Raw genomic sequence first — 15,059 nt, 5'->3', positions numbered from 1 at the left:
CGTCGGAAAGACCTACGCGATGCTCGACGAGGCCGAGCGGCGCAGAGCCCGCGGCACCGACGTCGTCGTCGGCCTCGTCGAGACCCACCAGCGCGCGGCCACCGCGGCCAAGGTCGGGAGCCTGGAGGTCGTACCGCGGTGCGAGGTCGCCTACCGCGGCGCCACCTTGACTGAGATGGATATCGCGGCGGTGCTCGCGCGCGCGCCGCAGGTCGCGCTCGTCGACGAGCTCGCCCACACCAACGCGCCCGGGTCGCGCCACGCCAAGCGTTGGCAGGACGTGCACGACCTGCTCGACGCGGGCGTCGACGTCATCACCACCGTCAACGTGCAGCATCTGGCGTCGTTGGTCGACGACGTCGAGGCGATCACCGGCGTGCGACAGCAGGAGACCGTCCCTGACCAAGTGGTGCGCGACGCCGACCAGATCCAACTGGTCGACCTGTCCCCCCAGCAACTGCGCCGACGGCTGGCGCACGGCAACGTCTACCGGCCCGAGCAGATCGACGCCTCGCTGCGCTCCTACTTCCGGGAGGGCAACCTCACGGCGCTGCGCGAACTGGCCCTACTGTGGCTCGCCGACCGGGTCGACGACGCCCTGACCCGCTACCGCTCCGACCATGCGATCACCGGCGCCTGGCCCACGCGCGAGCGCGTCGTCGTCGCCGTCACCGGCGGCCCGGAGGGCGAGACGCTGCTGCGCCGCGGCGCGCGCATCGCGCAGCGGGCGGCCGGGTCGCAACTCCTGGCCGTCTACGTGCTGCCGACCGACGGCCTGCCCTCGGCCACCCCCGCCGCGGTCGCCCGCCAACGCGAGATCGCCGAGTCCCTCGACGGCACGTTCCACACAGTCGTGGGAGAGGACGTCGCCACCGCCGTCGCCGAATTCGCGCGGGCGGTCAACGCGACCATGATCGTCGTCGGAGTCTCGCGGCACTCACGCTGGCGCCAGGCGTTCCTCGGCTCCACGAGCGCCGAGATCGCCCGGCTCTCGGACGGCATCGACGTTCACCTCGTCGACCACGAGACCGCTGGCGCGGGCCGGCGCTCCCGTTCCTGGTCGACCCTGTCCCCCGCGCGCCGAGCGCTCGGCTGGGCCGGGTCGCTCGCCGCGCCGTGCGCGCTGACGGCACTGCTGGTGGCGGTCGACCGAGCGCCGCAGGACCTGTCGAGCCCGCTGATGTTCTTCCTCGCGCTCGTGGTCGGCGTCGCGATCGTGGGTGGGCTGTGGCCGGCGCTGGCCGCATCAGTGATCTCGTTCGCGTGCCTGAACTGGTTCTTCACCGAGCCCACCGGACGGTTCACCGTCGCCCGCCCGAGCGAGCTGCTCGCGCTCGGCGTGTTCGTGGTGGTCGCCGTCGCCGTCGCGTCGGTCGTCGACGTGGCGGCGAGACGCACCGTCGAGGCCTACCGGGCCCGAGCCGAGGCCTCCACCCTCGCGGCGCTGTCGCGCTCCGTGCTGTCGGGCGACGACACCGCGCAGGCCATCGTGGAGCGCCTGGCCGAGTCGTTCGGACTCGACGCCGTCCTCCTGGAGGTGCGCGCGGGTGAGCAGCGCGACTGGGAGACTGTCGCCGCAGCCCACCGCACCCCCGCGGCCGCGGCGACCGCCCGCCCCGGCGACGAGACGCTGATCAGCGTCGACGACCGCCATCGGCTCATACTGCGCGGCCGCGCCCTGCCCGCCAGCGACCGGTGGGCCGTCGAGGCGTTCGGCGCCCAGGCCGGGATCGTGCTCGAGCACCGCCGCCTGCGCGAAGCCGCGGCGCAGGCGGACACGCTCGAGCAGGCCGAGGCGACCCGCACGGCCCTGCTCGCCGCCGTCTCCCACGATCTGCGCACCCCGCTCGCCTCCATCCGCGCCGCAGTGGACGGCCTCACCGCGCCCGAGGTGACGCTGGACGCCCAGGACACCGAGGCCCTTCAGCGCACCATCGCCGAGTCGACCCGACGGCTCGAACGGCTCATCGACAACCTGCTCGACCTGTCTCGGCTGCAGACCGGCGCCGTGCGGCCGATCCTGCGCGACGCCTCCCTGGAGGAGGTCGTGCCCCTCGCCGTCGAGCCGTGGCTGGCGAGCGTCGTGCTCGACGTTCCCGAGGACCTGCCGCTCGTCCACACCGACCCCGGACTGCTCGAACGCGTCGTCGCGAACCTCGTCTCGAACGCCGTGCGCCACGCGCCAGGCAGGCCCCGCGTGCTCCTGGCCGCGACGGCCGGTCACGACGACGTCGAGCTGCGCATCGTCGACACCGGCCCCGGCGTGCCCGACGAGCGCAAGCCGACCATGTTCGCCCCGTTCCAGAGGCTCGGAGACACCACCGGCGACGGCCTCGGCCTCGGTCTGGCCGTCGCCGACGGCCTCGCGCGCGCCGTCGGCGCGACCGTCGCCGCGCAGGACACCCCCGGCGGTGGCCTGACCATGGTCGTGACCATGCCGCGCGCGTCCACGGCGAACGCCGAGCCATCCGGAGCGAGGTCGTGACCGGCAACCGCGTCCTCGTCGTCGACGACGACGCCGGCCTGGCCCGCGCGCTCGCGATCAACCTGCGCGCCCACGGGTGGGACGTCACGACCGCAGCCACCGGCGCCGCGGCACTCGACGCCGCCGCGGCCACCCACCCCGACGTCGTGCTCCTCGACCTCGGCCTGCCCGACCTGCCCGGGCTCGACGTCATCGCCGGGATCCGCGGCTGGAGCCACGTTCCCATCGTCGTGCTCTCGGCACGCCAGCTCGGCGAGGACAAGGTCGACGCCCTCGACGCCGGCGCCGATGACTACGTCACCAAGCCCTTCGCGATGAACGAGTTGCTCGCGCGGCTGCGCGCCGCGGTGCGACGCGCGGCGCCGGTCGCGCAGGACGGCGACGCGATCGTCGAGGCCGGGCAGCTGCGCATCGACCTGGCCCGCCGCGTCGTCGAACGGGCGGGGGCCGAGGTTCGCCTCAGCCCCACCGAGTGGGCCATGCTCGAGGTGCTCGTCCGCAACCGCGGCCGGATGGTCGGGCGGATCCAGCTGCTGCACGAGGTGTGGGGCCCCGCGTACGAGTCCGAGACGCACTACCTGCGCGTCTACTCCGCCCAACTGAGGCGCAAGCTCGAAGCGGACCCCGCCCACCCGCGTCACATCCTCACGCACCCGGGAGCTGGGTACCGGTTCGAGGTTTAGCCCCGACGCCGTTCGGTGAGCCGTCTGGTGTGCTCGCCAAGGACTGCTCGATGAGTACCGTCGCGAGCCCGACCGCGTCGCACTACGGTCGCCGGGCCTGCACGAAGGCGACGGGAACCCGGCGCAGCACGGCGCGGGCGGCGGTCTCGCGCACGTCGACGAGCCCGGCGCCCTCCAGCAGGTGTGCGACGCCGTGGTCGACGTTGTCGGCGACGTAGGCCATCGAGCCCTGCCGCCGCGCGAGCCAGCCGCCCCCTCCCCCGTGCCGGGCATGCTGGTGCGGGTGCTGGTGCTCGTCGTGGTCGGTGTGCGATCCGGTGAAGTCGAGGATCGTCACCTGGCCGCCCGGGCGCAGGACGCGCAGCAACTCGGTCGCCATCGCGGCCTTCTGGTCGGTGGGGACGTGGTGGAGCGCGAACGAGCTGATCACGTGGTCGACGCTCGCGTCCTGTGCCGGGAGGTGGTCGGCGTACCCGCGCACCAGAGTGACGCCGAGGCGGCGTCGGCGCGCCTTGCGGGCGGCGCGCTCCAGGGCTCCGCGGTCGGGGTCGAGCCCCGTGACGACGCCGCCCGCCGCCGCCGCGCGCAGTGTCAGGTTCCCGGTGCCGCAGCCGATCTCCAGGACCTGCTGGCCGGGGCGGATGCCGGCGACGGCGACCTGCCGGTCGAGGTGCTTGCCGATCCCCATCGCCGCGGTCATGAGGTCGTAGCTCCACATGAGCCCGGCCTTGCCCGCGCCGGGGATGAAGTCGCGCTCGCCTGCCACGTCGTCGAGCAGGCCAGTCTCGCGGGTGTCGGTCATGGGCCGTCCTTTCCGGTCGGGCCTCCAGGTGATATACCCGGGAGGGGTGTCCATGGATCAGCCTGCGGCGCGCGTCGACGCCCGGGCAGGACGGAAGTCGGTGAGGATGGCACGTTCGTCGGCAGGAGCGGGACCGGTGCGATCACACGTGCCCGGCCCGCGTGCGCGCCTGCGTGCGGTGCGGGCGGACGGCACGCCCGTCTACCGGTTCGACGGCCCGCCGGGCGTGCCGCCAGTGTGGGTGACCCGGTTCGACGGCGCCCACGCCGAGGGCGTCCTGCCCGCCGACCAGCGGCACGCGCACGACTTCCACGTGCTCGTCTATGCCGAGGACGGCGGCGGCGAGGTCCGCCTCGACGGCGCCACCGAGCCGCTGCGAGCGGGCGAGCTCGTCACCGTCCCGCCCGGGCGCGTCATCGGCGCCGGCGAGCCGCAGCCTCCGGACAGCCGAGCATGGGCGGTGTCCTTCACGCCCGACGCCGTCCCGGCTCTCGCGGGCCTGCCGCCTCTTGCGTGGGCGGGGCACCCGCTGCTGGCCGCGTTCGACGGCGTCCGGCGCGTGCCGGCGCCCGCCGAGCGGCGCGCTGCGTGGGTGGGCTGGCTGGCGGAGCTGCGGGAGGAGACCGCGCATCCGGATCGCGTCGGCGCGGGGGACGCGACGCGGGCGCTGCTGACGCGGATGCTCGTGGAGCTGGCCCGCGCCGTCGGGCAGGACGGCGAGACTCCGACGACGGACCCGCTGGTGCGGCGTGTGCTCGCCGTCGTCGAGGCGCGCTTCGCGGAGCCGGTCTCGACGGCGTCGGTGGCCCGCGAGCTCGGCTACACGGGTGGGCACCTGACCACGGTGATGCGCGAGCGCACCGGGCGGACGGTGCTCGACTGGCTGACCGAGCGCCGCATGGCCGAGGCTCGCCGCCTGCTCGCCGAGACCGATCTGCCGCTGGCCGCGATCGCCGCGCGGACCGGGTTCCGCGACGCGGCCTACCTCGCGCGCCGGTTCGGCGCCTGGCACGGCACGACGCCGCAACGCTGGCGCCGCGACGCGCGCGCGTAGGGGCGCCGCCGCTCGCGCGACGGCGCCCCCTCGCCTGGTCGGATGGAGACCGGCTACTTCTGGTGGCCGTTGCCCTTGCCGTTGCCGTGGTCCGCCTCGATGGCCTTGACCGACTTGACCGAGCCGTCCGCGTTGAGGATGACCTGTGGGGCGAGCTTCTTCTCGCTCTGCGAGAAGTCGAACAGGTTGTTCAGTGAGCCCGCGGTCTTGTCGAACGAGGCGTCGCCGATGCCGCCCAAGCGCCAGTTCTGCTCGATGAACCCCACGATCGAGGCCTGGTTGGTCTCGGTGTGGTCGATGAAGTTCGTCTTGGCGTAGGGCGAGATCACGAGCAGCGGGAGGCGCTGGGACGGGCCGCAGCGGTCGGCGTAGCCACCGAGCTCGGTCTTGACCGAGGAGCAGACCGTCGTGTCCGCCGAGCCGTCGCCGCCGTTGGAGATCTTCGGGGCGACATGGTCGTACCAGCCGTCCGAGTCGTCGTAGGCGATCACGACGGCGGTCGAGGACCACTGGGGCGACTGCTGGAGCAGGTTGATCTCGCGGATCAGGAAGTCCTGCTCGTCCAGCGGGTCGGAGTAGGCGGCGTGGCCGTCCTGGTACTCGGCGGCCTTGACGTAGGACACGGCGGGCAGGTTGCCCGACGTGGCGGCCTGCTCGAAGTACGACAGGTCGTACTGGTGGTTGGCCTGGTCCGTCTTGCCGACGTTCGCGGCCGACGTCGGGGGCAGGTGGTGCGGGTTCGACGTCGACTTGTAGTACGCGAACGGGTTGTGGTGCGGTGAGTAGTCCTTCGAGGCGCCGCCGACCACGTTCACGTGGGTCGTGTCGCACAGGGCGTAGCCCGTGGCGGAGTTGGCGGCCGTCGTCGACGGGGTGAAGCCGCCCTGGAACCAGCCCCAGGTCAGGCCCTTCGCGTTGAGCAGGTCGCCGATGTTCTTGCCCTGCATGCCCACGAGCGCCGAGGCCGAGGTGTGGTCGTTGTCCGAGCAGTCGTCGTAGACCGGGTCCGGGTCGCCGGTCACGGTGCCCACGCCCTTGGCGTCGGGGTCGACGTCGGCGTAGGAGTCGGCGACCTGTTCGCCCGTCTTCGGGTTGTAGGCGATGGCGCCGTGCGTCTGGCCCGAGATCACGTTGAGGGCGCCGGGGGTGGAGGGGCCGAACGTCGCGTCCCAGCTGTTGTCGCTCATCGCGAAGTGCTGGGCGTAGTTCCACATGGCGGTCACGGTGTTGCCGTCGTAGTAGTCCATGACCAGGCCCGGCTCGCCGAAGAGGCCCGAACAGGCGTCGACGTTGACGTACTGGACGAACTTGTCCATGGCGCCGCCGTTGACCGCGTTCTGCTCCGCCGTGTAGCCGTGGTTCTGGTCGCAGGTGACCGCCGACGAGCGATCGAGGCGCTGTGGCGTGTAGGAGTTCGGGTTGGCCGTGATGAGGTTCGCGGCGGCCATGGTGTTGGCCTTCGGCGTCCCCTTGGCGGCGGTGAACCGCGTGCCGTCGGTGTTGGCGGCGTTCGGGTACGTCCCGAAGTAGTGGTCGAACGAGACGTTCTCATCGAAGAGGACGACGACGTGCTGGATCGGGGTGGTGGCCTGGGGCGGCTTGACGACCTGCGTCTGGCCCGGGTGACCCTGATCGTGGCCGAAGCCGTGGCCCGGGAGGCCCGTGCCGAAGAGACCGCCGGCGGTGAGGGCGATGCCCGCGACGACCGCCGTCCCCGCGGACAGGGAACGCCCGCGAGGCGTGGAGAGCAGACCCTGCATGGGTGTGCCTTTCTGTTCGTTTGTGCCGCGGCCGCCGTGGCGTGGGAGCGGCATGGTTGTCAGGCGAACAGGGCGCTGGCGTACCAGTCGTCCTTGTCCCGCACCCCGGGGAGGGCGAAGAAGTACCCGCCCCCGACCGGGGAGATGTAGTCGACCAGCGGCTCGCCGGTCAGGCGCCGCTGGACGGCGACGAACTGCCTGTCGAGGTCCTGGACGAAGCACACGAACACCAGCCCGACGTCGAGCGTCCCGGCGGGGTCCGTGCCGTTGTCGTAGGAGAACGGGCGGCGCAGCATGCGCATCGCCTCAGCGCCGGGGGTGCGCGGACCGGCGAGGCGGATGTGCGCGTCGAGCTTGATGGCGTCACCGGTCGGGTCGGAGGCGAAGTCCGGGACGTCGTCCTCGTGGGCGCCGGTGAGCGGGGCGCCCGAGTCGCGGCGGCGGCCGATCATCTGCTCCTGCTCGTCGAGGGTCACGCGGTCCCAGAACTCGACGTACATGCGGGTCGTGCGCACCACGTGGTAGCTGCCGCCCTCGACCCACGCGGGCTCGACGGCGTCGGGCAGGTCGTCGGGAAGCGTGAGGCCGAACGCGCGGGCGGCCTGGTCGTCGACCTTGGGGGTGGGGCCGGCGTGCGTCCAGACGATCGCGTCCATCTGGTCGGCCTGGGCGGTGGGCGGGTTGGCGGTCCCGTCCTTGAAGCCGAGCAGGTTGCGCGGCGCGCCGCCGGGGCGGGCCGGGGGCAGGAACCCGTCCTGCCGCCAGCGCACCACCAGGTCGCCGCGGGTCGCGCGCAGCAGCTCGCGCACGGCGTGCAGCACGGTGTCGCGCTCGTCGGCGCAGACTTGCACGAGCAGGTCGCCGTCGCAGATGGCCCGGTCGAGGTTGTCGTCGGGGAACGTGTCCATGACCCGCAGCCGGGCGGGTCGGCGGTCCGCGAGGCCGAACCGGTCGTCGAACAGCGAGACGCCGACGGAGAGTGTGATCGTCAGGGAGTCGGCGCCACCGCTCGCCTCGGCACCGAGGATCCCGTCGTCCGACGGCGGCGCCCCGGGCCCGGCGGACGGCGCCGGGGTCGCGGCCGCCAGCGTCCGCGCCCTCTCGGTGAGCGTGCGCAGCGTCGCCTCCAGGCCGTCGCGCCCGGGTGCGGCGACGTCGAGGGCGACGAACTGCGCGGCGCGCTGCGACGGCGTGACGATGCCGGCCTGGTGCTCCCCGTGGAACGGGACGACGGCGCGCGGGCGCGTGGCGCGCTCGGCGGTGTCGTCGGTCGCCGCGCCCACGGCTCCGGCCGGGGCGGCGCCGGACGCCGCGGCGGGCGCTGCGCCCACGACGGCGCCGACGCCGATCGCCCCGGCCGCGCCCATCAGGCCGCGCAGGAACCCGCGCCGCCCGACGTGCGCCGGACAGCCCGAGGCGCCGTCGTTCTCGCTGGTCATGAGTGCCTCCTGGGCTCCGTGGTGGCAGCCACCCGGGCCAGCGGCTCCAAGGCGGCGTCGAGGCGCGCGTCGAGCTGTTCGCGCTGCGCCGGGGTGAGGTCGGCGCGCGAGGTCCACACGGGACCGTCCGCGTCGTCGTGCTCGAAGGTCGTGACGGTGTCGGCGAGCCCGTTCAGGGCGTCGTCGTCGGGCGCGAGGTCGAAGCCCTGCGCCGTCAGCAGCGGGCGCAGTTGCTCGAGCGCGGCCCGCGAGCCGTCGACCGCGGCGGCGACCTCGGCGAGCGTGGTGCCCGATGGGCCGTCGGCACGGCCGGAGAGCGTGATCCGCTGGACGTCCTCGAGGATCTCGTGGGCGCGTAGGCCCAGCTCCAGCGGGTCCATGCGCGGGTCCTGGAGCAGGGTGACCAGGCTCGCGACGTCGGCCACGAGCTGCCGGGTCGCGGGGCGCGCGGCCCGGGCGACGTCGGTGCCCGAGCCCACGCCGGGCTCCGGCCACAGCAGCGCCTCGATCTTGCGGAAGCCGGTCAGGTCCTCGTCCTGCGCTGCGCTCGCGCCGCGCGGCGGGAGCGCGTCGATGGCGTCGCCCAGGTCGCCGAACGCGCCGTAGGCGGCGCCGAGCGTGCCGTAGGTCGTGTGGGCGGTGAGCCAGTCGCGGCGGGCCGCCGCCAGGTCGCCGGCCGCGGCGTCGGCGTCGAGAGCGGCGACCTGCTGCGCGAGGGTCCTCGCGCGGCCCAGCGCCCACGCCGAGTAGGCCTGCGTGGGCGGGATGAGGTCCTGCTGGCTGAGCAGCACGATGCTGGGCGTCGCTGCGGCGACCTTGCCGCCGGTGACCGTCACGGGCTTGCCTGCGACCATGTCCTCGTCCACCTGCAGGCACACGAACCGGTAGGCGCCGCCGTTGAGTCGCACTGACGCGGAGGTCGTCGCGCCCGCGCCGATCGCGTCGACCACGAGGTACGTGCGGGCGTCGGCGTCGCCGGCCGGGGCGTCTTGGAGGTACACCGCCATGCTGGTCGTCGCCGTGTTCGTGATGGCGAACGTCTGATCGCCGGCGGCGCCGCCGGTCCAGCCCTCGCCGCAGTTGTCCGGGCCCGCGGCGACGGGCGTGCCCGCCACGGCGGGGGCGCTGGTGGCGACCGCGGCGGCGTCGTCGGGCCCGCCGCACGCGCCGAGGCAGAGGGCCGCGGCCGAGGCGGACAGGACGATCACGGTGCGCGGGAGTCCGGGTCGGCTTCGCGCTGCGCGTGCCCTCATCGTGTCCGTCTCCCCTCGCCTGCGGGCCTCAAGGCCGCGCCGGAGAGAAGTTACGACGGCGATAACGCTGCCCCGGGCAAGTTTCCTGAGAGTTCGTCAGAACGACACGAACTGTTCTCTCGGGCAACAGTACGAGTCCTGCTCGCCCCCGGGCGGCGTTCGCAAGCCATCCCTGCGACGTCCAGCAAGCGCCTCCTCGCATCCGAGGACGGACGGCGGTTGCGCGCGTCAGCCCTGCGGGCCTCCTGGGGCCGCCAGGTGCGCGCCGACCCGCTCGTGCAGCCGACGCAGCCGTGCCGCGTCCGGGTCCCCGTCGGCAAGGCCCCAGATCAGCAGTCCCTGGACGCGCCGGAGCTCGTCGTCGAGCCTGCGCCGCTGCGCGGTCGCCACGGCGGCGTCGGCGGTGACGGCGGCGTCGGCGGCGACGTCGAGCAGGAGGGTCACGGCGTGTGCGGCGGACTCGCGCTGTTTGCGCTGTTCGGCTCGCGGGTCGGGGCAGTCGGGGTGCACGGAGATCTCGTGGTGGCGCAGCGCGAGGTCGGTCCAGGTGGCGCCGCGGTCGATGCGGCGGTCGCCGGCGACGAGGCGCCAGGCTTGCTGTGCGCGCGCGTTGGCTCGCTCGCTCGGCTCCGACGTCGGAGCGCCGAAGGTGGCCAGGCCGATCAGTCGCCTCAGCGTGGCGGCGGCTTGCAGGACCTGGGCGTCGCTGATCGCGGGGTTGGGCAGGTGCTCGACGACGGGCTCGAGAATGGCCAACGACCGGGCGGCGGCCGCCCGCTGGCGGGCCTGTTCGGCCTTCGCGTCGGGGCACGCGGGGTGGAAGGAGACCTCGTGGTGGCGCAGGGCGAGCCCCATCCAGGTCTCGGCCGCCTCGACCCGCAAGTCGCCGTCGAGCAGCGGCCACACCGCCTGGGCCAGGTCGTTGGCCTCGACCGAGTCGGTGGAGTCGCCACTGCCGAAGGTTGCGGTGCCGACCAGGAGGCGCAGTGAACGGGCCGCGCTGCGTAACTGCGGTGCGGGATGGGATGCGAGCCCGGGCCCGGTCACGACCGGCCGCAGGACGGCCAGCGCCTCGCCTGCGGCCTCGCGCTGCCGGCGCAGCTCGGCGTCCCGGTCAGCCACGGCGGGGTGGAACGCGGTCTCGTGGCGGCGCAGGGACAGTGTGGCCCACGCCACGCCGATGTCGATCCGGTGATCGCCGTCCATCCGGTCATAGACGTCGCACAAGAGCCGGGTGGCCACCGCGCTGGGCTCGGCGTCGGGCGTGCCGAACGTCAGCAGCGAGGCGATCGGCCCCAGCGACGCGGCCAGCGCGGTCAACTCGGCCTGCGGTGGTGTGGGCTGGCTCACCAGGTGCCTCCCGACGAGTTCGGCGAGCAGCCATGCGTTGCGGGCGGCGGCCACCTGCCCCGGCACGTCGTGCGGGTGGTGTCGTGACGCATGTCCGCGCCACGCGGCGACCGCCGCCAGAACCGGCGTGAACGGCACGTCGGGGTGCCGCGCCCAGATGTCGCGCAGGCGGTCGGCGCCCGCCTGGACCAGGCCGGTGGCATCGTCCAGGTCCCCGGCCGCGAAGGCCGATTCGGCCAGTGCGGAGAAGTCCAGGATCGTCTGCGCGCCGTCGGGCAGGTCCCAGGTGCGCCACTGCGGGGTGGTGTTGAGCGCGATCTCCAGCCGTGACCCGGCGTCGACCCACCGCTCGATGGGTTCGGCGTCGCCCGGTGGCGGGTACACGGTGGCGGCTCGCGACCCGAAGGGCGCACGGGTGAACGCGAAAGCGCGGAGCCCGCCGAGCTTCCAGTCGGACCCGAACGTGGCGCCCACGGTCTCGATCAGCCGGTCGCTCCACGAGCGCGTGTCCTGCTCGGTGTGTCCGGCGAACTCACGCAGGATCCGGTCGCGCTCGGCCGCCGTCTCGTGGTCGGACTCCCACACCGACATCGGCAGAGCGAGCATGCCGACCGCGTCGGGCACCACAGCCGTGAACTCGTGGCCGATGGCCACGCGATCACGGCGGCCGACGCCGGGGTATGGCTGGGTGCGGAACGCGTTCACGCGGGTCTGCGGGTCGGGGTCGGCGAGGTTGACGAGCGCGGCGAGGAGGAACGGCTCCTCGCTCGCGCCCTGGCCCAGGTGCAGGAACGACTCCTCCCAGCACTCCAGCTCGTCCAGGCGCACGACGTACCGGTGATGGCGGTGCGGCAGCCCGTCGTCGGGCCCGCGCCGGATCGTCCCGTAGACGTTGTACTGGCCCTCGCTATCGCCGTCGAGGAACACGGAGAACGGCCGTGGCTCGGGCCCGATCCCGGCGAGCTCGTCCGGGCCCCACAGCAGCTTGCGCGTGGCGACGTGGTCGGCGTGGCCGCCGATGAGGGTGAGCAGCAGGTCGCCCACGGCGTCGACGACGGTCTCCAGCGCCCCGACGAAACCATCCCAGATCACCCCGAGGATGTCGCCGACGTCATTGCCCTCCACCTCGAACGTGATCGACGACGGCAGGCGCCGCAGCGGCCCGACGACGTAACTCTGCACGTCTCCGGTGGAGAAGTCGTTGTACTCGACGATCGCCTGGGAGTTCTTGGCGTAGTCGAGCAGAAATGTTTGCCCGTCGGCGTGGACCTTGACCGATCCGTTGGTGCCCGAGTCCGTCTCGCTGCTCGTGCGGATCTGCAGGCGCAGATACCAATCCCAGTCCGAGCCGCGCCCGGAGGGCGGGTACTCGCCGTGACCCACGAACAGGAGCGGCAGCCGGGAGAAGTCCTCGAACTGCGCTCGGCGCGATCCGTAGGTGTCCGCCGTGACCACCCGCTGCCAGAACGCCTTGGTCACCGGGTCGCGGCCCAGCTCCCCCTCCAGGCTGCGCAGCCACCACACGGTGGACTCCACCGCCAGATCCTTCGCCCGCGCGAACAGCTCGCGCGCCGTGATCGGGTCGCCCTGGGGGATGTCGCGCAGTTGGCGTCCGATCTCCGCCTGCCAGGAGCTGTCCAGCGCGATCCCCGGCGGGTCGAGGTAGACCAGGCCGCGCGGCAGCTCAACGCCCAGCACGCTCGTGCGCACCGCGGCCGCGTCACCGCACCGCTCGTACACCTGGCACGGCGACTGCCGGTACAGCGGCGACAGCGGCCCGCAGACCAGGTCGACCAGCGGCCCGACGCCCGACGCCTGCAGCAGTGAGCACTCGAACGACACGCGCCCGTGCGGCTTCTGCGTCAGGTGCTTCGGCGTCTCGTAGGACCCGGTGTACAGCGGCCCCGCGCCCCGCACCTGCGCCGTCGCGCCGTGCCAGGTCACCGTCCGGCGGTCGGCGTTGTCGACCCAGTTCGAGTGCGAGTAGAAGTCCTGCATCGCGTGGAACGCCGCGCCGAGGATGTTGTGCGCCGCCGCCACGTCGTCGTTCTCCGCGGCCCAGTACAGCCCCGCCACGCACCCGCTCAGGTAGCGCGTCCACATGCTCGCGACCTGCTCGCCCGACGTCAGGTCGTCGAAATGCAGCGACTCCAGCTCATGCGTCAATGCGGTGGCGACCTTCAGGCGATCCAGACCGTCCCCAGACCCGAACCCGCCCGCCCAGAACAAGGGGTTGTACAGATAGCTGTCGATGTAGTCGGTGTGCCACTCCAGCGCCAGTGACGCGTTGTAACCCGGCCGTCCGGCCGCGTACTCGCGGTAGGCGCGGTTGGTGAGGTTCTGATGCACGTAGACGTCGTCGTGCATCTCCTCCAGCGAGGCCTCCTCCCACCCGAAACGCGGGGTCACGCGGTTCAGCAGGGCCATTGCGGCAACAAGGGCGAGAAGCATCGTCCCCCCGATCCTCACCCTCAGGTTCGCTCGCCCGTGCCGAGGCGGTCAAGGGTGAACCTGCCGCGCGAGCACACGGCCTCGCGGGGCCCGCCGCGCATCTGGCGACACACTCGCCGGACCTATATACTCGCCCAACGAGAAAACGGCGCGTACGCGGCCCCGGCGCCCTGCACACGGTCCCGTGAGGAGTTCGAGCGTTGCGGGTCCGCGCCGGACACCGTAGCGAGTTCCCTGGTTCGTCGGAGGGCGCCGTGAAGGGACACGAGGTTGAGTCGCCGTCAGACGGTCGACGCTGCCGCCGAGCTTCTGATGAGCAGGAGGGCGAGAAGTGAGCACTGCCGATGAGCGTGAGGTCCTGGAGCGGATCGGGCGCGGGCTGATCTACTCGGAGTCCGAGGCGGCGTTCCAGGCGCCGTTACGCCGGGCAGACCTGGTGTTCGCATACAACCAGACGCCTCCTAGCGATGGCGCTCGCAGGCGGGGGCTGCTGGAGTCGATCTTCGCCTCAGTCGGCGAGCGCACGATCCTGAACTCGCCGTTCAGCGCGGCGTTCGGAGGCAACGTGCACATCGGCGACGACTTCTACGGAAATGTGAACGTCACTTTCGTCGACGACGTGGAGATCCGGATCGGCGACGGCGTGATGATCGCCCCGAATGTCACCTTGACGACCACGGGGCATCCGGTGCACCCGGCGCGCCGGGTGGACTTCGCTCGCTTCTCCGAGCCGATCGTGATCGAGGACAAGGTCTGGATCGGCAGCAACGTCGTCGTGCTCCCGGGGGTGCGCATCGGTTACGGGTCGGTCATCGGCGCCGGCAGCGTCGTCAGCCGCGACGTGCCACCGATGGTGGTCGCCGTCGGCGTCCCCGCCCGCGTGCTCAGGGCGATCACCGACGCAGACCTGACGACGAGGACCACGGCGCCGCAGTGACGGTTCACTCGGTTGCCAGGCGGACCTCGGTCAGGCGTGCGTCCTCGCGCTTGTAGTCGGGTGGTTCCAGCGGACCTGGACGCGGCCGCCACGCGTGGTGACGGCGATAGCCGTCAGGTCGCGCACCCGCGGCAGTGCCGTCGTCGTCGGCGAGGCGTGGTCGCCGACGACCACCACCTGCGCACCCGCCGCGAGCCCGGCGAGGATGCCCGCCTCGGCATCCTCGACCACCAGGCACCGCCGAGGTTGCGTGCCGAGTCGGCGGGCGGCCGTCTCATATCCCTCCGGGTCGGGTTTGCCCCGACCCACATCGTCACCGCAGACCATGACCGCCGGAGTCGGGATGCCCGCAGCGCTCATCCGCACCTCCGCGAGCGCACGCGGCGCCGATGTCACGAGCGCGACACGGGCGTGAGCCAAGGCGCGTAGCAGTTGGCGAGCCCCGGCCACCTCCACGATCCCCCGCGTCTCGACCAACTCCCCGCGCAGGAAGTCCGCAGTCACGGATGCCGGGTCATGGCCGGCAGGCAGGAAGCGCGCGATGGTGTCTTGGGTCTGCCTCCCGTGCGCGTACGCGAGGAGTTCGGCGACGTCGACGCCAAACCGGGTCGCGAACTGCTGCCACAGGCGCTCGACCACACGCGTCGAGTCGACGAGAGTGCCGTCCATGTCGAAGAGCACCGCGTCGACGTCGACAGAGCCTGGCAGGGGTGGCTGTGATGTCATGGACAACTCCTGGCGTGATGCGAGCCTCTCGCCGTTTCCTCGCTTGCCGAGTATATTCGAATGATGGCCCGATCGAAAGCTGCGCCTCGCTCACCCGTGTCGCGCTCGGCGCGCCTACG

10 protein-coding genes are annotated in these 15,059 nt (G+C 72.7%); 4 read left to right on the top strand and 6 right to left on the bottom strand.

Going from position 1 to position 15,059, the window contains the following annotated elements; genetic code table 11:
* Positions 1-19 precede the first annotated feature (19 nt).
* A complete protein-coding gene (locus EV386_RS02965; RefSeq protein WP_242608047.1) occupies positions 20-2,485 on the top strand; it encodes a DUF4118 domain-containing protein in 2,466 nt (821 codons plus the stop codon).
* A complete protein-coding gene (locus EV386_RS02960) occupies positions 2,482-3,168 on the top strand; it encodes a response regulator (RefSeq protein ID WP_165399816.1) in 687 nt (228 codons plus the stop codon). The genes EV386_RS02965 and EV386_RS02960 overlap by 4 nt, the downstream gene beginning before the upstream one ends.
* A gap of 82 nt (positions 3,169-3,250) precedes the next feature.
* Here EV386_RS02960 and EV386_RS02955 read toward each other — a convergent pair whose 3' ends face one another.
* On the bottom strand, positions 3,251-3,970 hold the full coding sequence (locus EV386_RS02955) for a class I SAM-dependent methyltransferase (protein WP_165399815.1): 720 nt from the start codon (positions 3,968-3,970) through the stop codon (positions 3,251-3,253).
* 136 nt (positions 3,971-4,106) lie between these two features.
* Here EV386_RS02955 and EV386_RS02950 point away from each other — a divergent pair, with 136 nt between their 5' ends.
* Positions 4,107-5,024, top strand: a complete 918-nt coding sequence (locus EV386_RS02950; protein WP_242607809.1) for a helix-turn-helix domain-containing protein — start codon at positions 4,107-4,109, stop codon at positions 5,022-5,024.
* A 53-nt stretch (positions 5,025-5,077) separates the two neighbouring features.
* On the opposite strand, the gene EV386_RS02945 is transcribed toward EV386_RS02950, so the two are convergent.
* From EV386_RS02945 to EV386_RS02930, 4 genes are all read right to left on the bottom strand, one after another.
* Positions 5,078-6,784, bottom strand: coding sequence for a phospholipase C (locus EV386_RS02945; RefSeq protein WP_130412174.1), 1,707 nt, complete (start codon positions 6,782-6,784; stop codon positions 5,078-5,080).
* A 59-nt stretch (positions 6,785-6,843) separates the two neighbouring features.
* The gene (gene efeB, locus EV386_RS02940; protein ID WP_130412172.1) at positions 6,844-8,223 is read right to left on the bottom strand and encodes an iron uptake transporter deferrochelatase/peroxidase subunit; all 1,380 of its coding nucleotides are present in this window, start codon (positions 8,221-8,223) and stop codon (positions 6,844-6,846) included.
* Positions 8,220-9,476, bottom strand: a complete 1,257-nt coding sequence (locus tag EV386_RS02935; RefSeq protein ID WP_130412170.1) for an EfeM/EfeO family lipoprotein — start codon at positions 9,474-9,476, stop codon at positions 8,220-8,222. Before EV386_RS02935 ends, efeB begins: the two co-directional genes overlap by 4 nt.
* 228 nt (positions 9,477-9,704) lie before the next feature.
* Positions 9,705-13,253: a hypothetical protein gene (locus EV386_RS02930; RefSeq protein WP_130412168.1), complete on the bottom strand. Its 3,549-nt coding sequence runs from the start codon at positions 13,251-13,253 to the stop codon at positions 9,705-9,707.
* 355 nt (positions 13,254-13,608) lie between these two features.
* Here EV386_RS02930 and EV386_RS18810 point away from each other — a divergent pair, with 355 nt between their 5' ends.
* Positions 13,609-14,214: a sugar O-acetyltransferase gene (locus tag EV386_RS18810; RefSeq protein ID WP_130412166.1), complete on the top strand. Its 606-nt coding sequence runs from the start codon at positions 13,609-13,611 to the stop codon at positions 14,212-14,214.
* 30 nt (positions 14,215-14,244) lie between these two features.
* Here EV386_RS18810 and EV386_RS02920 read toward each other — a convergent pair whose 3' ends face one another.
* Positions 14,245-14,940 carry an HAD-IA family hydrolase gene (locus EV386_RS02920; RefSeq protein ID WP_130412164.1) on the bottom strand — a complete coding sequence of 232 codons (696 nt, stop codon included), beginning with the start codon at positions 14,938-14,940 and terminating at the stop codon, positions 14,245-14,247.
* Positions 14,941-15,059 lie beyond the last annotated feature (119 nt).

Source organism: Xylanimonas ulmi, from assembly GCF_004216535.1.
Classification (GTDB): Bacteria; Actinomycetota; Actinomycetes; order Actinomycetales; family Cellulomonadaceae; genus Xylanimonas; species Xylanimonas ulmi.
Note: the sequence above shows the minus strand (reverse complement) of the source record. Positions and strands in the feature narration are given on the sequence as shown.